At 73.1% G+C, this 19,265-nt stretch carries 15 protein-coding genes and 2 pseudogenes; 7 read left to right on the top strand and 10 right to left on the bottom strand.

Annotation, left to right across the window (positions count from 1 at the left end):
* Positions 1 to 8: 8 nt before the first annotated feature.
* A complete protein-coding gene (locus KZQ38_RS27905) occupies positions 9 to 671 on the bottom strand; it encodes a 4'-phosphopantetheinyl transferase family protein (RefSeq protein ID WP_219445999.1) in 663 nt (220 codons plus the stop codon).
* Positions 668 to 1,507, bottom strand: coding sequence for a metallophosphoesterase family protein (locus tag KZQ38_RS27900; protein ID WP_219445997.1), 840 nt, complete (start codon positions 1,505 to 1,507; stop codon positions 668 to 670). Before KZQ38_RS27900 ends, KZQ38_RS27905 begins: the two co-directional genes overlap by 4 nt.
* Before the next feature lie 442 nt (positions 1,508 to 1,949).
* Between KZQ38_RS27900 and KZQ38_RS36555 the strand changes: the two are divergent.
* A pseudogene (locus KZQ38_RS36555) lies at positions 1,950 to 2,288 on the top strand (transposase); the annotation flags it as partial.
* A 17-nt stretch (positions 2,289 to 2,305) separates the two neighbouring features.
* Here the strand turns inward: KZQ38_RS36555 and KZQ38_RS27890 are convergent.
* The 7 genes from KZQ38_RS27890 to KZQ38_RS27860 all read right to left on the bottom strand — a co-directional run bounded on the left by KZQ38_RS27890 (position 2,306) and on the right by KZQ38_RS27860 (position 12,315).
* Positions 2,306 to 3,469 (bottom strand): sensor histidine kinase, encoded by a 1,164-nt coding sequence (locus KZQ38_RS27890; protein ID WP_219446252.1) that lies wholly within the window; start codon positions 3,467 to 3,469, stop codon positions 2,306 to 2,308.
* Between the two features lie 5 nt (positions 3,470 to 3,474).
* On the bottom strand, positions 3,475 to 5,184 hold the full coding sequence (locus tag KZQ38_RS27885; RefSeq protein WP_219445993.1) for a sodium/solute symporter: 1,710 nt from the start codon (positions 5,182 to 5,184) through the stop codon (positions 3,475 to 3,477).
* Entirely contained in the window at positions 5,181 to 5,567 is a 387-nt protein-coding gene (locus KZQ38_RS27880) for a DUF485 domain-containing protein (RefSeq protein WP_219445991.1), read from the bottom strand. Before KZQ38_RS27880 ends, KZQ38_RS27885 begins: the two co-directional genes overlap by 4 nt.
* Positions 5,564 to 6,403 (bottom strand): LytR/AlgR family response regulator transcription factor, encoded by an 840-nt coding sequence (locus KZQ38_RS27875; RefSeq protein WP_219445989.1) that lies wholly within the window; start codon positions 6,401 to 6,403, stop codon positions 5,564 to 5,566. Before KZQ38_RS27875 ends, KZQ38_RS27880 begins: the two co-directional genes overlap by 4 nt.
* Positions 6,404 to 6,429: 26 nt before the next feature.
* On the bottom strand, positions 6,430 to 6,720 hold the full coding sequence (locus tag KZQ38_RS27870) for a hypothetical protein (protein WP_219445987.1): 291 nt from the start codon (positions 6,718 to 6,720) through the stop codon (positions 6,430 to 6,432).
* Positions 6,721 to 6,803: 83 nt separating this feature from the next.
* Positions 6,804 to 9,767, bottom strand: a complete 2,964-nt coding sequence (locus KZQ38_RS37280) for an AfsR/SARP family transcriptional regulator (protein ID WP_219445985.1) — start codon at positions 9,765 to 9,767, stop codon at positions 6,804 to 6,806.
* Positions 9,768 to 9,840: 73 nt separating this feature from the next.
* Positions 9,841 to 12,315: a DEAD/DEAH box helicase gene (locus KZQ38_RS27860; protein WP_219445983.1), complete on the bottom strand. Its 2,475-nt coding sequence runs from the start codon at positions 12,313 to 12,315 to the stop codon at positions 9,841 to 9,843.
* 1,173 nt (positions 12,316 to 13,488) lie between these two features.
* Between KZQ38_RS27860 and KZQ38_RS27855 the strand changes: the two genes are divergently transcribed.
* The 4 genes and pseudogenes from KZQ38_RS27855 (at position 13,489) to KZQ38_RS27840 (ending at position 15,845) form a co-directional block, all read left to right on the top strand.
* A complete protein-coding gene (locus KZQ38_RS27855; RefSeq protein ID WP_257902390.1) occupies positions 13,489 to 14,154 on the top strand; it encodes an energy-coupling factor ABC transporter permease in 666 nt (221 codons plus the stop codon).
* Positions 14,151 to 14,426 carry a PDGLE domain-containing protein gene (locus KZQ38_RS27850; protein ID WP_219445978.1) on the top strand — a complete coding sequence of 92 codons (276 nt, stop codon included), beginning with the start codon at positions 14,151 to 14,153 and terminating at the stop codon, positions 14,424 to 14,426. Before KZQ38_RS27855 ends, KZQ38_RS27850 begins: the two co-directional genes overlap by 4 nt.
* Positions 14,427 to 14,429: 3 nt before the next feature.
* Positions 14,430 to 15,050: pseudogene (cbiQ, locus tag KZQ38_RS27845) on the top strand (cobalt ECF transporter T component CbiQ); the annotation flags it as partial.
* Between the two features lie 12 nt (positions 15,051 to 15,062).
* Positions 15,063 to 15,845, top strand: coding sequence for an energy-coupling factor ABC transporter ATP-binding protein (locus KZQ38_RS27840; RefSeq protein WP_219446251.1), 783 nt, complete (start codon positions 15,063 to 15,065; stop codon positions 15,843 to 15,845).
* A gap of 1 nt (position 15,846) precedes the next feature.
* On the opposite strand, the gene KZQ38_RS27835 is transcribed toward KZQ38_RS27840, so the two are convergent.
* Positions 15,847 to 16,464 carry a uridine kinase family protein gene (locus KZQ38_RS27835; RefSeq protein ID WP_308258627.1) on the bottom strand — a complete coding sequence of 206 codons (618 nt, stop codon included), beginning with the start codon at positions 16,462 to 16,464 and terminating at the stop codon, positions 15,847 to 15,849.
* A gap of 663 nt (positions 16,465 to 17,127) precedes the next feature.
* Between KZQ38_RS27835 and KZQ38_RS27830 the strand changes: the two genes are divergently transcribed.
* Positions 17,128 to 18,474, top strand: coding sequence for a replication-associated recombination protein A (locus KZQ38_RS27830; protein WP_219445974.1), 1,347 nt, complete (start codon positions 17,128 to 17,130; stop codon positions 18,472 to 18,474).
* Positions 18,475 to 18,520: 46 nt separating this feature from the next.
* On the top strand, positions 18,521 to 19,249 hold the full coding sequence (locus KZQ38_RS27825) for an SAM-dependent methyltransferase (protein WP_308258626.1): 729 nt from the start codon (positions 18,521 to 18,523) through the stop codon (positions 19,247 to 19,249).
* Positions 19,250 to 19,265: the final 16 nt, after the last annotated feature.

Raw genomic sequence — 19,265 nt, 5'->3', positions numbered from 1 at the left:
AACTCCTCCTAGGTCGTCAAGGCAGGTACCGCGATAGCGGTGACCACAAACCCCTCCCTGGCGAGCCAGCGACCCGTGAAGCCGTCGAGCGGCACCCCGTCCACCACGGGTGGCTCGATGAGGATGCGTGCCGTGAAGGTGCCGTCGTCCGGGTTGATGGCCACCTCCGCATCCTCGAACCCCAGCCACGTCCGCGCCAGCGGGAACCACGCCTTGTAGACCGTCTCCTTGGCGCTGAACAGCAGCCGGTCCCACGCCACCTTGTCCGCGCCGCGCGCCAGCTCGGCGATCATCTCCCGCTCCGGGGGCAGCGACACCGCGCCCAGCACCCCCTCCGGGGTGGGCTCGTTCGGCTCGGCGTCGATGCCGAGCGTCCACACGTCCGCGGTCCGGCCGACGACCGCCGCGCGGTAGCCCTTGCAGTGCGTGATGCTGCCCACCACGCCCGCGGGCCACGTCGGCTCGCGGCGGGGTCCCGGCAGCACCGGCGACGGCGGCAGGCCCAGCCTGCCCAGCGCGACGCGCGCGCAGTACCGCCCCGTGGTGAACTCCTTGCGGCGCTTGTCGACGGACTTGGCGACCAGTTCCTCCTCCTCGGGGAACAGCTCCACCTCGTGGTCCTCGAACGTGTCCACCGCCGCGACCGCGGCGGGCATGATGTCCTCGATCACCGCGCGTCGCCCTCCCGCAGCACGTCCAGCAGCGGCGCGGCGGTCCAGCCCCGTGGCTGCCACTCGCGCGGATAACCCAACGACACCTCGTCGAACCGCACGCCGTCCTTGCGGATGGTGCGCGGGATGTGCAGGTGGCCGTACACGGCGACCGCCGCCCGGTACCGCAGGTGCCAGTCGGCGGTGCGCTCCGTGCCGCACCACAACGCGAACTCGGGGTACCGCAGCACGAACGTGGGGTCGCGCACCAGCGGCCAGTGGTTGATCAGCACGGTGCGCAGGGCACCGTCCACCGCGTCCAGGCGGCGCTCCGACTCGGCGATCCGCGCCGCGGACCACGCCTCCCGCGTCGGGTACGGGTCGGGGTGCAGGAAATACTCGTCCGTGCACACCACACCCGCCTCCTGGGCGATGGCGAGCGCCGACTCCTTGTCGGTGGCCCCGGTGGGGCGGAACGAGTAGTCGTACAGGGTGAACAGCGGGGCCACGGCCACCGGGCCGCCCGCGCCCTCGAACACGGCGAACTCGTCCTCGGGGGTCAGCACGCCGAGGCTGCGGCACAGCTCGACCAGCGCCTTGTAGCGCACCTCGCCGCGCGACTGCACGGGGTCGTCCTTCACCGTCCACAGCTCGTGGTTGCCGGGTGACCACACGACCCGCCGGAACCGCTTGCGCAGCACGTCCAGCGCCCACTCGACGTCGTCGAACTTCTCCGCCACGTCGCCCGCGACGATCAGCCAGTCGTCGGGGGACCGGGGCGCGATCGCCGACACGAAGTCGCGGTTCTGCCGGTAGGTCACGTGCAGGTCGCTGGTGGCTAGCAGGCGCGGCGTCACGGATTCGAGAGTAGTCGTATCCAGGAGGGCGGAAAGGGGTTCGGGCGGGGGCGCTGCGGGCCGACCGTTCGCCCGTTCGTCGCGCCAGGCGTGCCGTTTGTCGTCCACAAGGGGCCCGTGTGACGCTTCCTCAACCCGCTCGCCCGGTAGGTGCTTACCCGTGAGCGGTCGACTTCGTAGCGTGATGGGTATCACCACAAGTCCCCCGGCGGAGGATTTGATGACCAACTACGTGAGACCCGCGCAGCCGTTCGGCCGCACGGTGGGCGCCGAGATAGCCCGGCAGGCGCAGCAGCACGCCCACCCCGCGGTGGCGCCGCGCCGGGACGAGGCGGCGCTGGCGACCCTGCTGCGCGCCCGCCAGCGCGGCGACGCCCAGCGCCAGGAGCCCTGGGTGCGGCGCGCGCCGGAGGCGCCGCCCAAACCACCGCACGCCGACGTCATCGGGCAACTGGCCGACCGCCTCGTGCCGCCCGCCCTGTGGGCGCTGGTCGAGCCGCTGATCCCACCCGCGAAGGTCCGCCGCCAGGGCGGCGGCCGGGGCCGGGTGGCCGACCGGGCGGTGTTCACGGCCATCGTGTTCGTCCTGTCCAGCGGCTGCGCGTGGCGGCACCTGCCCGCCACGTTCGGCGTGACGGTCCCGACCGTCCACCGCCGGTTCCAGGAGTGGACCGACGCGGGCCTGTGGCCGCGCCTGCGTCGCGCCGCGCTGGAGCACCCGTCACCCGAGTCCGAGTGGCTGCGGCTGGTGCTCGACGCGGCCGAGCGGAGGGCCGCCCGCGCGGCGGGCTGACCCCGCTACGCGTGCACGCCCGCCTGGTACTTCGGCACCCGCACGCTGATCTTGGTGCCGAGGCCCTGCGCCGTCTCCACCACCAGGCCGTAGTCGTCGCCGTAGCAGCGGCGCAGGCGCTCGTCGATGTTGCCGAGCCCGATGCCCGCCGTCTCGTCGACCTGGCCCGCCAGGGTGCGGCGCAGGGCCTCCGGGTCCATGCCGATCCCGTCGTCCTCGATGGTGATGTGCGCCTCCTCGCCCGCGTCGGCGGCGAGGATCGAGATGTGCCCCGGCCCGACCTTGCCCTCCATGCCGTGCCGCACCGCGTTCTCCACCAGCGGCTGGAGGCACAGGAACGGCACGGTCACCGGCAGCACCTCCGGCGCGATCTGCAACGTCACCTGGAGCCGTTCGCCGAACCGCGCCCGCTCCAGCGCCAGGTACTGGTCGATGGACCGCAGCTCCTCGGCGAGCGTCGTGAAGTCACCCGCCCGCCGGAACGAGTAGCGGGTGAAGTCGGCGAAGTCCAGCAGCAGCGTCCGCGCCCGCTCCGGGTTGGTCCGCACGTAGGAGGCGATCGCGGACAGCGAGTTGTAGATGAAGTGCGGCGAGATCTGCGCCCGCAGCGCGCGCACCTCCGCCTCCACCAGCCGCGTCCGCGACCGGTCCAGCTCGGCCAGCTCCAACTGACCCGACGCCCAGCGCGCCACCTCGTTCGTCGCCCGCACCAGGCCCGCCGACGACTCCCGCGCGTACGCCGCCAGCACGCCCACCACGCGGCCCTCCACGGTCAGCGGGGCCAGCACCGCCCGGTGCACGGGGCAGTCCGGCGCGTCGCACGCGATGTCGAACGCCCGTGTGCGGCCCGTGGCGAACACGTCCGCCGCCAGCCGCATCGCGTCCGCCGCGTGGTGCTCGCCCACGCCCTCCCACGCGACGACCTCCGTCTCGTCGGTCAGCGCCAGCGCGGGCGTGCCCAGGAGCGTCCGCAGGTGCCTCGCCGACTTCTTCGCCGCGTCCGGCACGAGGCCCGCGCGCAGCGGCGGCGCCGCCGACCACGCCGTGTGCAGCGTCTCGAAGGTGATCCGCTGCTCCTGGGTGAGGAAGTCGTCGCGGGCGCGGGAGGTCCGCCACAGCGTGATCACCACCGCCAGCCCGGCGAGCAGCACCGCCCCGGCCGTCCACATCCCGCTCACCGCCGGTCCTGGCTGCGCAGGCCCAGGTTCTCCGGCGCGTGCAACCGCACCATCACGTGGTTCACCCCCGCCGGCACCCGGCGCGGCGTCAGCAGCGACACCGCGTACATCACGACGAAACCCAGCGGCGCCGTCCACGCCGCCGGACGGGCCAGGAACACGTTGCCACCGCCCGCGCTGATCGTCACCAGCCCCGCCACCAACGCCGGCACCCCGCCCGCCAGCATCCCGGCGACCGCACCGACCGTGCTGATCCGCGTGCTCCAGATCCCCAGCACCAGCAACGGGCACAACGACGACGCCGCCACCGCGAACGCCAACCCCACCATGTCCGCCACCGGCACCTTGCCCACCAACCACGTCATGCCCAGCGGCACCAGCACCGCCGGCACCGACGCCACCCGGAAACCGCGGATACCCCGCAACCGCAGCACGTCCCGGCTCAGCACCCCGGCCAGCGACACCATCAACCCCGACGACGTCGACAGGAACGCCGCGAACGCGCCACCCGCCACCAGCGCGCCCAGCAGGTGCCCGCCCAACCCGTCCACCACGCGGCTGGGCAGCACCAGCACCACCGCGTCGGTGTCGCCGGTCATCAGCAGCTCCGGCGCGTACAGGCGGCCGAGCGCGCCGTAGATCGGCGGCATCAGGTAGAAGAAACCCAGCAGCGCCAGCACGATCAGCGTGGTGCGGCGCGCGGCGCGGCCGTTCGGGTTGGTGTAGAAGCGAACGATCACGTGCGGCAGGCCCATGGTGCCCAGGAACGTCGCGATGATCAGCGAGTACACCGCGTACAGCGGGAAGCTCTCACCGCCGCGCAGGGGCATCGCCCACGTTTCGTTGGTGTTGTGCGGTATCGACGACACCCGGGGCACCGCCGCGCCCGCCGGCGCCAGCAGCCGCGACCCGGCCGCGATGGTGTGGTCGCCCACCGCCAGCGCCGTCGACCCCGTCACCGCTCGTCCGTCCACCACGCCCGTGCCGCCGAACACCACCGGCTCGTCCACGTGCACCACCGTGTCCGCGTCGAACGTCACGACCGTCTCACGCGGGAACACCGGTAGCTCCGGCGCGGTCAGGTCCCGCGCGCCGTGCGCGTGCCACGCCATCACCAGGAACACCACGGGCACGGTGATCGCGGTGACCTTGAGCCAGTATTGGAACGCCTGCACGAACGTGACGCTGCGCATCCCGCCGGAGGTGACGTTCGCCGTCACCACCGCCGCCACCAGCAACGCGCCCACCCAGTCCGGCGCGCCGGTCAGCGTGTGCAGCGTCAGACCCGCGCCCTGCAACTGCGGCAGCAGGTACAGCCACCCGATGCCCAGCGCCAGCACGCTCGCCACCGCGCGCACCGCGGGCGAACCGAACCTGGCCTCCGCGAAGTCCGGCAGCGTGTACGCGCCGCTGCGCCGCAACGGCGCGGCGACCAGGGCCAGCAGCACCAGGTACCCCGCCGTGTAGCCGACCGGGAACCACAGCATGTCCGGCCCGTGCGCGAAGATCAGCCCGGCGATGCCCACGAAGGACGCCGCCGACAGGTACTCGCCGCCGATCGCCGACGCGTTCCACCACGGCGACACCGTCCGCGACGCCACGAAGAAGTCCGAAGTGGTCCGCGAGATCCGCAGCCCGTACGTGCCCACCAACGCCGTGCCGATCGCCACCGCCAGCACGGCGACGATGCCGTACGTGCTGTTCACGAACGCTCCACCAGCTCGGCGAACTCGCGTTCCGCGCGCTCGGCCTGCCGCACGTAGCACCAGCCCGCCAGCACGAACACCGGGAACACCACGCCACCGAGCAGCAGCCACGGCAGCGGCACGCCGAGCACGCGTTGCGCCGCCACCGCGGGCGCGAGCGCGAACACCAGCGGCAGCGCGGCGACGCTGCCGCACACCACCGCGCACAACCCCAGTCCCAGCCGCCGCTGCGCTCGCACCAGCGACCGCATGTAGACCGCGCCCAGCTCGCTCTGCTCGTCGATCTCCCGCGATGCCGGGTACGGCCGCGGCGCACGCGGCGCGCGGGTCCGCGGACTGGTGACGACCACGCGCTGCGCGTGCGGCCGGTCCGGTCCGGTCACGACGGCTGCCGGTTGCGCCGCACCAGGAGTTGGCGCAGGTGCCGGGCGTGCCTGCGGCTCACCGGCAGCACCGCGCCGCCGATGTTCACGCTCAGGTGCCCGTCCTCCAGGCGCAGTTCGTCGATGTGGCCCAGGGAAACCAGGTGGCTGCGGTGGATGCGCACGAACCCGGCGGACCGCCAGCGCTCCTCCAACCCGTTCAACGCGGCCCGCACCAGCCCGCTGCCCGTCGCCGTGTGCAGGCGCGCGTAATCCCCGTGCGCCTCCACGTACCGGATGTCGGCGAGCCGGATGAACCGGGTGACACCGCCCAGTTCCACCGGGATCACCTCGTCACCCACGTCCGGCGCTTTCGTCGCGGGCGCGGGCGGCGGTTCCGGTCCGCCCTTCGCGTCCAGCACCTCGTGCACGATCCGGTGCACCGACTCGGCCAGCCGCTCCGGCCGCACCGGCTTGAGCAGGTAGTCCAGCGCCTTCAGCTCGAACGCCTCCACCGCGGGTTCCTGGTGGGCGGTGACGAACACGATCGGCGGCGGCTGCGCGAACCGCGACAGCACCCGCGCCAGGTCCAGTCCGTCCAGGCCCGGCATCCGGATGTCCAGGAACACCGCGTCCACCGACTGACCCGCGTCCATCGCCCGGTGCAGCGTCCGCAACGCCTTCGTGGCGTCCGTGACGGCCTCCACGTGCGCCACCCGCGGATCGGACTTCAGCAGGTACACCAGGTCGTCCAGGGCAGGAGCCTCGTCGTCCACCGCGAGCACCCGGAGCGTGCGCTCCAGCGCACCGCGGCGTTCCGGTCCCTCGCAGACCGGGCAGGGCAGTCCTGACGTCATGGAAGTCCTATGGGTCGACAGCGGTATCAGACCGTGGGACGGCCATCCTCACCCCTGGAGGCGGCCGGGGGCAATGACCGCCCGGCCGCCCGCACGTCGCCCAACGTCACCTCCAGCTCCAGGAACGCCTCCTCCGCGCGCCGCGCCGCGAGCGACACCGAGGCCGCCGCCGCGACACCCGCCCAGCGCCGCGTCGGCTCCCGCAGCCCCGCCACCGCTTCGGACCACCGGTTCGCCCACCGCGCCAGCTCCGCGAGCCGCTCCGCCAGCTCCGCCGCCGACGCGGGCGCCTCGGCGCACCACCGGTCGGTATCCATCGCACGCCCCCGAGTCGGCCCAGTACCGGAAGAACACCATGCTCCGCCGCCAGGACACCAAGGTCAACACGGTCTCAATCGGCTCAGCCCAACTCGGCGAGCGAAGCCGCCGCCTCGGCCGCCACCGCGCCGAACCCCACCCGCACCGCCAGGTCGTGACCGATCCGCGCGTGCCGCACCGCGTCCGCGCGCCGACCGTCCGCCGCCATCGCCCGCACCAGGTGCAGGTGCGACCACGCCACCCCGTACCGGAAGTCGCACGCCGTCGCCAGCTCCAGCGCGCGCAGGTGCGCCGCCACCGACCGGTCCGGCTCACCCAGGTGCCGCAGCACCAGGCCCAGCGCGTTGTGCACCTCGCACTCGATGCGCGGGCTGCCGCCCAGCTCCTGCGCCAGCGCCAGCGACCGCTGCGCCGTCCGCAACGCCTCGCCGGGGTCGCCGCCCAGGCACAGCGCCGTCGCCAGGTGCGCCATCCCGTCCGCCCGCGCGTGCCGCGCACCCGTCCGGTACCAGTCCGCCAACGCGTCACGCAGCAACGCCACGCCCCGCGCGTGGTCACCGCGTGCCGAGTGGCAGCGGCCGAGCAGGGCGGCGCACGTCGCCACCAGGTTCCGGCCGGTCGCGGCGCGGGCCAGCGCCAGACCCGCCACCAGGTGCCGCTCCGCGTGGTCCGGCTCGCCCCGCATCAGGTGCAGCGCGCCCAGCCCGGCCAGCGCGCCCACCCGCACGTGCGGCACGGACGGCAGCACGTCGCCCAGGTCCGCCAGCCGCGCGAACTCCGCCGCCGCGGCCTCCAACTCGCCCAGCTCCAGGAGCACCACCCCGGCCAGACCCGCGTGCAGCCACCGCGTCCGGCCCGTCGGCGACGCCTCCCGCAGGTACCGCCGCGCCGTGCGCGGGTTGCCCAGGTTCCGGTGCTCCGCCGCGAGCCACACCAGCATCGACGTCTCGGCGTCGGCGTCACCCGCCTGCCGCGCCGCGCCCAGCGCCGCCCGGATCGCCCGCAGGAACTCCACGTGGTGCCCGTGCGTGCCGAAGTACCCGCTCACCGCGTCGATCAGCCGCCACGCCATCGGCAGCGGACCCTCCGCCGCGCAGTGCTCGGTGGCCGCCAGCACGCTCGGCCGCTCCGCCGACAACCACGCGCGCGCCGCGTCCGCCGTCAACACCGCGCGCCGCGGCTCCTCCGGCCGCCGCAGCTCCGGGTACAGCACGTCGCCGACCTCGACCGCCGTCCGCAGGTACCAGTCGAACAGCCGCCGCCGCGCCGCCGCCAGGTCCTCGCCCGCCGCCGCCGCGCGGTCCGCCGCGTACTCGTGCAGCAGGTCGTGCAGCGCGAACCGGTCCGCGCCCACCCGCTGCACCAGGTGCGCCGACGCCAGCTCGTCCAGCAGCCGCCGCGCCTCCGCCTCCGGCGCGCCCAGCAGCGCCGCCGCGCCGAACGCGCTCAGGTCCGGCCCCGGCGCCAACCCCACCAGCCGGAACAACCGCGCCGCCGCCGGGCGCAACGCCGCGTACGACAGGTCGAACGCCCGCCGCACCGCCGCCGAGTCGTCGTTGTCCACCGCCAGCGCCGCCAACCGGTCACCGCCGCGCAGCTCCGCCACGTACGCCGCGATGTCCGCGTGCGGCGAGCCCACCAGGTTGCCCAGCGCGATCCGCAGCGCCAGCGGCAGGTAACCGCACAGCCGCGCCAGCTCCGCGATCAGGTCGAACCGCTCCGCCGCCGTCTCCGGGCCCAGCGAGCGCGCCAGCAGCTGCCACGCCTCGTCGCCGCGCAGCACGTCCAACCGCACCCGCGCCGCCCGCAGCGGACCACGCAGCTCGTTGCGGCTGGTGACCACCACCGAGCAGCCCGCCTCACCGGGCAGCAGCGGCAGCACCTGCTCCACCGACGCCGCGTTGTCCAGGGTGATCAGCACCCGCCTGCCCCGCAGCCGCGCCCGGTAGCCGCGCACCAGGTCGTCCTCGTCCACCGGGATGTGGTCCGCCCGCACGCCCATCGCGCGCAGGAACCGCGCCAGCACCGCCGACGTGGGCAGCGGCGGCGACGTCGAGTGCCCGCGCAGGTTCACGTACAGCTGCCCGTCCGGGTAGTGCTCGCGCACCGCGTGCCCCACCGACGTCGCGAACGCCGTCTTGCCCACACCCGGCGGCCCGCACACCACGACCGTCGCCGCCGACCGCGCCAGCGACGCCGTCACCCGCGCCAGTTCCGCCGCGCGGCCCACGAAGTTGCCCACCGGCGCGGGCAGCTGCGACACCGGCGACCACCGGCTCGCCGTCGGCAGCAGCAGCGCCGGGTCACCGGTCAGGATCGCGTGGTGCACCGAGCGCAGGCCCTCGCTCGGGTCCACCCCCAGCTCACGCGCCAGCGCCGTGCTCGCCTGCCGGTACGCGTCCAGCGCGTCCGCCTGCCGGTCCACCCGGTACAACGCCACCATCAGCTGCGACCAGAACCGCTCCCGCAGCGGGTGCCGCGCCGTCAGCCGCCGCAGGTCCGCGATCACCTCGTCGCACCGGCCCAGCCGCAGCTTCACCTCCACCAGCTCCGAGGTCACCCGGAGCCGGTGCTCCGCCAGGCCCGGCGCCTCCGTCTCGTGCAGCGACGCCGACGGCACGTCCACCAGCGCCGCGCCCCGCCAGTGGCCCAACGCCTCCTCGTACGCCCGGCACGCGCCGGTGAAGTCCTCCCGCGCCGCCAGCGCCGCGCCCCGCTCCGCGAGGTCCGTGAACCGGTGCAGGTCCAGCGCGTCCCGCGGCACGTCGATCCGGTAGCCCGTCGGGGCGGTGTGGATCAGCCGCGGCTCGCCCAGCGCCCGGCGCAACCGCATCACGTACACCGGCAGGGTCTGCGCGGCCCGGTCCGGCGGCGCCTCGCCCCACACCCGGCGGATCAGGTCGCTCGCGGGCACCACGCGGTTCGCGCCGAGCAGCAGCGTCGCCAGGACGATCCGGTGCTTGGCGGCCGTGATCGGGACCAGCCGCCCGGCCCGGCGCACCAGCAGCGGTCCCAGCACGCCGAACTCGTCCCGCGACAGGGTCAAGCGCCCGCTCCCTCCCGACCATGACATGCTGCTGCCCGGCCCGCCGGGGGAGTACCACCGGATGGCCCGAGAACTACAGCTCGCCGACTTCGGTGACCCGCAGCACCGCCGTTCCCGTCTCGTCCGACGCCGCCAGGTCCACCTCGGCCGTGAAACCCCAGTCGCGGTCCTTCGCCGGGTCGTCGAACGCCTGCCGCACCAGCCAGCGGTCCGGTTCCTCGGTGATGGACAGCAACGCCGGGCCGCGTGCGTCCGGGCCCGTGTTGATCCCGTCGTGCAGCTCGAAGTACGGGTCGAGCGCTTCCTGCCACGCCTCCGCCGACCAGCCGGCCTCGCCGTCGAGCTGCCCCAGCTGCCAGTAGTCGCGGCGTGCCGCCAGCTCCACCCGGCGGAACAACGCGTTGCGCACCAGCACCCGGAACGCCCGCGCGTTGCGCGTCACCGCGGGCGGCGCCTCCTCGACCACGGCCTCCGCGCCCGGGTTGCGCAGCTTCTCCCACTCGTCCAGCAGGCTGGAGTCGACCTGGCGCACCAGTTCGCCCAGCCACTCCACCAGGTCGTTCAGGTCCTCGGTCTTCGCGTCCTCGGGCACGGTTTGGCGCAACGCCTTGTACGCGTCGGCGAGGTAGCGCAGCACCAGGCCCTCGGACCGCGCGAGCTGGTAGTGCGAGACGTACTCGGCGAACGTCATCGCCCGCTCGAACATGTCCCGCACCACCGACTTCGGCGACAGGTGGTGGTCGGCGACCCACGGGTGGCCGCGCCGGTACGTGGTGAACGCGGCCTCCAGCAGCTCCGCCAGCGGCTTCGGGTGCGTGACCTCCTCCAGCAGCTCCATCCGCTGGTCGTACTCGATGCCGTCGGCCTTCATCGCGCCGATCGCCTCGCCGCGCGCCTTGTGCTCCTGCGCCGACAGCACCTGGCGCGGGTCGTCCAAAGTGGACTCGATGATGGAGAGCACGTCCAGCGCGTAGCCGGGTGAGTCGCGGTCCAGCAGCTCGATCGCGGCCAGCGCGAACGGCGACAGCGGCTGGTTGAGGGCGAAGTTCACCTGGAGGTCCACGGTCAGCCGGATGTCGGGCCCGTCCCGCTCCACCACGCCCGCCGCCAGCAGCGCCCGGTACATCGAGATGGCGCGCAGGACGTGCTTGCGCTGCGCGGGCCGGTCCTCGTGGTTGTCCTCCAGGAGGTGCCGCATCGCGGCGAACGTGTCGCCCGGCCGGCCGATCACGTTCAACAGCATCGCGTGGCTCACCGCGAAGCTCGACGTGAGCGGTTCGGGTTCCGCGTTCTTCAGGCGCTCGAACGTCTGCTCGCTCCACGACACGAACCCGTCCGGCGCCTTCTTGCGCACCACCTTCCGGCGCTTCTTCGGGTCGTCGCCCGCCTTGGCGAGGGCCTTCTCGTTCTCCACCACGTGATCCGGGGCCTGGACCACCACGGTGCCCACCGTGTCGTAGCCCGCCCGGCCCGCGCGGCCCGCGATCTGGTGGAACTCGCGTGCCTTCAGGTGGCGGGTGCGCGTGCCGTCGTACTTGGCGAGGGCCGTGAAGACGACCGTGCGGATCGGGACGTTGATGCCGACGCCCAGCGTGTCCGTGCCGCAGATGACCTTCAGCAGGCCCGCCTGGGCGAGCTGCTCCACCAGGCGGCGGTACTTCGGCAGCATGCCCGCGTGGTGCACGCCGATGCCGTGGCGGACGAGGCGGGAAAGCGTTTTCCCGAAGCCGGAGGTGAAGCGGAACCGGCCGATCGTGGACGCGATGGCGTCCTTCTCGGCGCGCGTGGCGACGTTGACGCTCATCAACGACTGCGCCCGTTCCAGCGCCGACGCCTGCGTGAAGTGGACGACGTAGATCGGCGCTTCCCGGCCGTGCAGGAGTTCTTCGATGGTTTCGTGCAGGGGCGTGAGGACGTACTGGAAGTTCAGCGGCACCGGGCGTTCGGCGGAGCGCACCGAGGTGGTCGGCCGGCCCGTGCGGCGGGTCAGGTCCTTCTCGAAGAAGGCGACGTCGCCCAGGGTCGCGGACATCAGCAGGAACTGCGCGTTCGGCAGCTCGATCAGCGGCACCTGCCACGCCCAGCCCCGGTCGGGCTCGGAGTAGAAGTGGAACTCGTCCATGACGACCTGCCCGACGTCCGCCGCGGCGCCGTCCCGGAGCGCGATGTTCGCCAGGATCTCGGCCGTGCAGCAGATGATGGGCGCGCCCTCGTTGACGCTGGCGTCCCCGGTCATCATCCCGACGTTCTCCGCGCCGAACGTGTCGACCAGGGCGAAGAACTTCTCGGAGACGAGCGCTTTGATGGGCGCCGTGTAGTACGTCCGCTTCCCTTCGGCGAGGGCGGCGAAGTGGGCGCCGATGGCGACCAGGCTCTTGCCCGAGCCGGTGGGCGTGCTGAGGATGACGTTCGAGCCGGAGACGATCTCGATCAACGCCTCCTGCTGCGCGGGATAAAGCTCCAACCCCCGCCCCTGCGCCCACTCGGCGAAGGTCTCGTAGAGGACATCGGGGTCGGCTTCTGGTGGCAGCAGGTCGGTAAGTGTCATCGCAACCGAATCATAAGGGGTCGCCACCCGTAACCAACCCTCAAGCTCTCCACCCCTCCCCGCCTTCCCTCCAGCTCCCGCCCCCAGCCCCTACCGCCCCTCACCCCTGGCGCCCCCACCACCCTTCTCCGCTCGCCCCGCCGCCTCTCGCTCCCGCCGCCTCTCGCTCCCGCCGCTCCCGCCGCTCTGGCCGGCCTCGCCCCCGCCGTCCTAGCCGGCTCGGCCCCCATCCGGCCCGGCCCCAGCCTGCTCGTAGCCAGCCTGGCCCTGGTCAGCCCGAAGCAAGCCCCGGCCAGGCCAAGGCACCCGACAGGGCCGCACCCCCGCACACGCCACCGCTTCACCCAGCCAAACCCGCCACTCCCGCACCCCCAGCCGCTCCACACCACACCGGGCTGGGGGCACCGGCGGGGCGGAACGGGGCTGTGTCGCTGGCGTGGTGAGGGCACGTCACGCGGGCGAGCGGGCCCAGGCGAGGGAGTGTGCGGACCGGACGGGCGGGTGCGGGAGTGCGCGGACCGGGAGTGGCGGACGGAGAGGCGAGGGGTCGCGCGGGACGCGGATTCGGCCGGGGTGCCACGGGTGCGCAGTGGGCTGCCCCGCTTACGCCCAGGGCTGCCCGCTCAGTCGACCAACGCGGGTGGCGGGGCGACCAGCGGGTGGCGGAGCGGTGAGAACCCCGCCGCCGTACCCACCTCCGCACTCCGCCTGCCCCTCCACACTCCGCCTGCCACAGCGCCGAAGCTCCCAGCCAACCCTGGCCCGAGCGCCCGACACTCGCGAGCACCGCGGACGCCCGAGCCGGCCTCACGGGCGGGCCGGCCGTGAGGCTGTCCGGCATCCCGAAGTCCGGCGGCGGGGTGGTCGGGGAGGTGCGGCGGGGCGCGCTTCCTCCGGGCGTCCATCCTTATCCCGAGGCGCGCTCGCGCATCTGCGCCCGTGCCGCACGCACCGGAACGCGCCGGACGCCGGGCCTTGTTTTTATCCGGCAACGGCCGAACCGGCCGAAAAGTGCCCGACCATCCCCGACTTCACCACTTCCGGTGAACCTGGTACGAAACTCGGCGCAAAACACTCAACAACATTCTATCCCAATCGTTGTTGCACCGTGCTGGCCACAACAGGGTGATGGCGATTAGCTTGTCCGTCGTGTCCGAGCCGGTAGCTATGCACATGAGCGACGGTCTGCTGAACGCACCGACCTCGGTGGCGTTCGCCGCCGTGGCGGTGGTCGGTGTCGGGGTTGCGCTGGTCAAGGCTCGCCGCGACCTCGACGACCGAACGGCCCCGATGGCGGGGCTGGTGGCGGCGTTCGTGTTCGCCACCCAGATGCTCAACTTCCCGGTCCTGCCTGGTGTCAGCGGGCACCTGCTCGGCGGGGCGCTGGCCGCGATCCTGGTCGGGCCGTGGGTGGGCGCCCTCTGCGTCACCATCGTCCTGGTGGTGCAGTCGCTGTTCTTCGCCGACGGCGGGATCACGGCGCTTGGCGCGAACATCACCAACATGGCCCTCATCGGCACCGCGGTCGGCTACCTGGTCGCCGTCGCGCTGCGACCGCTGGCCAAGCGCAATAAAGGCAGCCTGGCGTTGGTCGCGTTCCTGTCCGCCCTGGTGAACACGGTGCTCGCCTCCTTCGGCTTCGTCATCGAGTACGCGATCGGCGGCGCGGGCGGGGTGGGGCTGGGCACGGTCGCCGCGGCCGTCCTGGGTGTGCACGTGCTGATCGGGATCGGTGAAGGGCTGATCACGGCCGCCACGGTGACGGCGGTGGCGGCGGCGCGGCCGGATCTCGTCCACCTGCTCCGCGGCGTGCCGCAGAAGTTGGAGCTGAGGCCGTGAAGCGCTTCTTCGTCTGGTTCGGCTTGGTCAGCCTGGTCCTCGCGGGCGCGGTGTCGTACCTCGCGAACGCCAACCCGGACGGCCTGGACTACGTCACCGAGCGGCACGGTATCGCCGAGCACGCCGAGGAGCACCCGTTGTCCGGCGGCCCGTTCGCGGACTACGCGTTGGACGGCGACGACAGCTTCACCGGCCTCGCGGGCGTCGTGGGCGTGGTGGTCACGCTGGTCGTCGCGGGCGGCCTGTTCTGGTTGCTGCGGAAGAAGGCGTGAGCCGTGCACCGGCCGGGCGACTCGCCGGTGCACCGCCTGCCGCCGCACGTCAAGATCGTCGTCGCGGTGGTGGCGGTGCTGTGCGTGGTGGCGACGCCGCGCGAGGCGTTCTGGGCGTTCGGCGCGTACCTGTCGGCGATCACCGCCGTGTGGTTCGCGGCACGCATCCCGCCGACGTGGTTCGCGTCCCGCGCGCTGATCGAACTGCCGTTCGTGGTGCTGGCGCTCGCGTTGCCGTTCACCGGGCACGGCCGCACGACGGAATTCCTCGGTCTCACGGTCTCGATGGACGGCGCGCTCGCCGGCTGGAACATCCTCGCCAAGGGCACCCTCGGCGTCCTGGTCTCGCTCACCCTCGCCGCCACCACCGCACCGCAGGACCTGCTGCTCGGCCTGCAACGCCTGCGGCTGCCGGGTGTCCTGGTCACCATCGCGACGTTGATGCTGCGTTACGCGGAAGTCGTTGTGGCAGAAGCGAAGCGGATGCGGGTGGCACGCATCTCCCGCGGCGACGACCCGCGTTTCCTGTGGCAGCTGGGCGCGACGGCGCGTGGCGTCGGCAGCCTGTTCATCCGGTCCTACGAACGCGGCGAGCGCGTTCACCTGGCGATGGTGTCGCGCGGCTGGTCGGGTCGGATGCCCGACGAGCGTGACGGTCCGTCCGCGACCACCGCGCCCGTGCACCGGACCGCGCCCGCGCTGCTGGTGGAACGGCTCGCTTTCGCGTACCCGGACGGGCACCAGGCGTTGTTCGGCGTGGACCTGCGGGTGGAGCCGGGGGAGCGGGTGGCGTTGCTCGGTCCGAACGGCGCGGGCAAGACGACGCTCGCCCTGCACCTCAACGGGGTGCTCGGCGGTGGCAGCGGGCGGATCGAGGTCGCGGGGCTGCCGGTCACCGCCGGGAACCTCAAGGAGATCCGGCGGCGGGTCGGCGTCGTCTTCCAGGACCCGGACGACCAGTTGTTCCTGCCGACGGCGCGTCAGGACGTGGCGTTCGGCCCGGCGAACTTCGGCGTGCGCGGCGCGGAACTGGACGATCGGGTGGCCCGTGCGCTGGCCGCCGTCGGCATGGCGGACGTCGCGGACCGGTCGCCGCTGCACCTGTCCGGCGGTCAGCGGCGACGGGTGGCGCTCGCGACGGTGCTGGCGTGCGACCCGGAGGTCCTGGTGCTGGACGAGCCGTCGGCGAACCTGGAACCGGTGGCCCGCCGCGAGTTGGCCGAGGTGCTGCTCAGCCTGGACCGCACCATGCTGATGGTCACCCACGACCTGCCCTACGCGTGGCAGCTGTGCCCGCGCAGCGTCCTCATCGACGGTGGTGTGGTGGTGGCGGACGGTCCGACGCGGGAAATCCTCGCCGACACCGCGTTGCTCGCCCGGCACCGGCTGGAGCTGCCGTTCGGGTTCCGCCTGGACTGAGTCAGGTCCGGCTCGGCGTCGCCGGCGTTCCGACGAGGGCTGCCAGTTCGGTGCGGGCTTGTGCGGGGGTGAGCGCGCGCATCCCGGCTGTCCCGCACCGCCGGACCAGCGCCGCGTGCTCGCGCATCAGCCGCAAACCGCGGCGGAGTAGCAGGGGCACAGGTTTGCGGGCTTCGGCGACGTCCCGGGCGAAGCGTCGTGCGAACGTGACCGCCGCGCCGGGGGCGAGCACGACGGCGTCCAGCAGCACGCCTGCCTCCCGGCACCCGGCGACCAGCCGGTCGGCGAACAGGCCCTCGGCGATGAACGGGCCGTCCGCCGTCACCGCGTGGCAGCCGACTCGCCGGTCTTCGCCGAGCGCGTACACCGGGGCCTCGACCTTGCCCGTGGTGGCGAGTTCCACCACGGCTCGCAGGGCGTCGTCGGTGTGCCACGAGTCCTCGGCGTCCCAGTCGGGGCGTCCCAGGGCGTCGCGTGGTAGCAGGGGGTCGTCGCCCTCGCGGTAGAAGTCGTCCAGGGTCAGCACCGGCAGCCCGAGGTGGGCGGCGAGGGTGGACTTGCCGGAACCGGAGGGTCCGGCGAGCAGCACGACGCGTGCGTGAACGGCGGGTGACGGCACGGGGGACGATTCTCGCACGTCCCGCATACCTGACGCGACCTCGTCTTTGCCCGGCCGTGCCGGCCGGCGGAGCGGGACCGGCGGGCTCCCGCGAGCGGTGCCGATCAGGCCACTCCGGACGCTCGGAACTGGTGCGACTGTGTTGTGGGGACGCGGACCGCCGGCACCCGGCACCCGGCACCCGGAACCCGAGAAGCTTCGCGCCTACGCCGTATGCACGTCGTGTCCATATTGGCGGCCCCGCGCCGTCCAAAGCGGAATGACGTGAGTCGGAGCAGCACCACGCCGCGGCTAATACGCCACGGTTCGGCAAGATGCGCACGGTACGCGCCACGGACAGTGGGCCGCCCGCAGCCTGAAAGACACCGTTCATGCTTAGCGGCCGAAACTTTCAGGGAGCCTGCCTGAAAGAAACGCTTCGTGGGGGAGAGCCCCGAAACTTTCAGGGAGGTTACCTGAAAGATATGTGCCGGGGGTCGGTGGCGGAGCCAGTGGGGGCCGGGTGGCGGTGGGGCTGCGGGGCTGAGCCGAGGAGTGGGAGCCGGGGAGTGGGGGCCGGGTGGCGGTGGGGCTGCGGGGCTGAGCCGAGGAGTGGGAGCCGGGGAGTGGGGGCCGGGTGGCGGTGGGGCTGCGGGGTGCGGTGGGGGAGCTAGAGTCGAACAGGTGAACGAAGGGCTGTTCGACGACGGTTTGTTCGGCGTGGATCCGGAGGAGCGGGCGCAGCGGATCGCGGCGAATGCTCCGTTGGCCGTTCGGATGCGGCCGCGGACGTTGGACGAGGTGGTCGGCCAGGGGCACCTGCTCGGGCCGGGGGCTCCGCTCCGCCGGCTGGTGGAGGGCTCCTCGCCCGCGTCGGTCATGCTCTACGGCCCGCCCGGCACCGGTAAGACCACGCTCGCCACCCTGGTGTCGCAGGCCACCGGCCGCCGGTTCGCCGCGCTCAGCGCGCTCAGCGCAGGTGTGAAGGAAGTCCGCGCGGTCATCGACGAGGCCCGCCGCCGGCTGGTCCGCAACGGCGAGTCGACGGTCCTCTTCATCGACGAGGTGCACCGGTTCTCCAAGACCCAGCAGGACGCGCTGCTCGGCGCGGTGGAGGACCGGATCGTGCTGTTGGTCGCCGCGACGACCGAAAACCCGTTCTTCTCCGTCGTGTCGCCCCTCCTGTCCCGTTCGCTCGTGTTGCAGCTACGGCCCCTCGGTGACGACGACGTGCGAACGCTGGTCCGACGCGCGGTCACCGACGAACGAGGGCTGAACGGTGCCATCACCATCGACACGGACGCCGAGGACCACCTGGTGCGCCTTGCGGGTGGGGACGCCCGACGTGCGCTCACGGCACTCGAAGCCGCCGCCGACGCGGTGGGTGACAAGAACACCCTGGACCTCGCCACGCTTGAGGCCACGGTCGACAAGGCCGCCGTCCGCTACGACCGCCAGGGCGACCAGCACTACGACGTCACCAGCGCGTTCATCAAATCCATCCGCGGCTCGGACGTGGACGCCGCGTTGCACTACCTGGCCCGCATGATCGAAGCGGGGGAGGATCCGCGGTTCATCGCGCGGCGGCTGGTGATCCACGCCAGCGAGGACGTGGGCATGGCCGACCCGTCCGCTCTCCAGACCGCCGTGGCCGCCGCGCAGGCCGTGCAGTTGATCGGCCTGCCCGAGTGCGCGTTGAACCTCGCCCACGCCACCGTGCACCTGGCGACCGCGCCCAAGTCCAACGCGGTCACCACGGCGATCGGCGCGGCCATGTCGGACGTGCGCAAGGGCGCCATCGGCACGGTCCCCGCACACCTGCGCGACGGGCACTACGCCGGCGCGGAGAAGCTCGGCAACGCCCGTGGCTACCGCTACCCGCACAACGTGCCGGAAGGCGTGCTCACCCAGCAGTACCCGCCGGACGACCTCGTCGGCCGCGACTACTACGAGCCCACGGGTCGTGGCGCGGAGCGCTACATCGCCGAGCGGCTGCCCCGGTTGCGCCGTGTGGTGCGCGGCGAGGAGTAGGAAAATACGGTGCCGTTCGGCCCCATTTTCTGCCACGGTGTGCGCCGTGGGTGATTCTCCGCTCGACGGCTACTCCCTGCTCGACTTCAACGCGCCGCTGTCGGACGCGCGGTCGTACGAGCTGATCGGGGGTCTCGGCGTGGTGACGGGCGCGACGGTCGTCGACTACGGCTGCGGCTGGGCGGAGCTGCTGCTGCGGGCGGTCGGCCACGTGCCGGGAGCCCGGGGCCTGGGCGTCGACTCGGACGCGGCGGCCATCGCGCGGGGCAACGCCAACGTCGCCGCACGCGGCCTCCGGAACCGGGTCGAGCTGTCGGTGGCCGACGTGACCACGTGGGAGGCGGAGCCCGCCGACGTGGCCGTGTCGATCGGCGCGTCGCACGCGTGGGGCGGCACGGCCGCGACGCTGGCGGCGATGCGCGCGCGGCTCAAGCCCGGCGGCCGGCTGCTGCTCGGCGACGGCTTCTGGGAGCGCGAGCCGAACGCGCGGGCGGCGGAGGTCTTCGCGCCCGGCGAGCTGGGCACGATGTCGGAACTGGTGGACTCGGCGCTGGCCGGGGGCTACCGCCTGCTCGGCCTGGCGGCGGCGGGGCGGGACGAGTGGGACTCGTTCGAGTCCCGGTGGTGCGCGGCCCGGGAGCACTGGCTGCTCGCCAACCCCGACCACCCGGACGCGGAGCGGGTGCGGGCGGTCGTGGACGAGCACCGCGACGGCTGGCTCAAGGGGTACCGGGACAGCCTGGGCTTCGCCTACCTGACCCTCGTCCGCCGGTAGGGACCTGTCGTCCCGT

Source organism: Saccharothrix obliqua, assembly GCF_019375475.1.
Classification (GTDB): Bacteria; Actinomycetota; Actinomycetes; order Mycobacteriales; family Pseudonocardiaceae; genus Actinosynnema; species Actinosynnema obliqua.
This window is presented reverse-complemented; position numbering and strand designations above follow the sequence as displayed.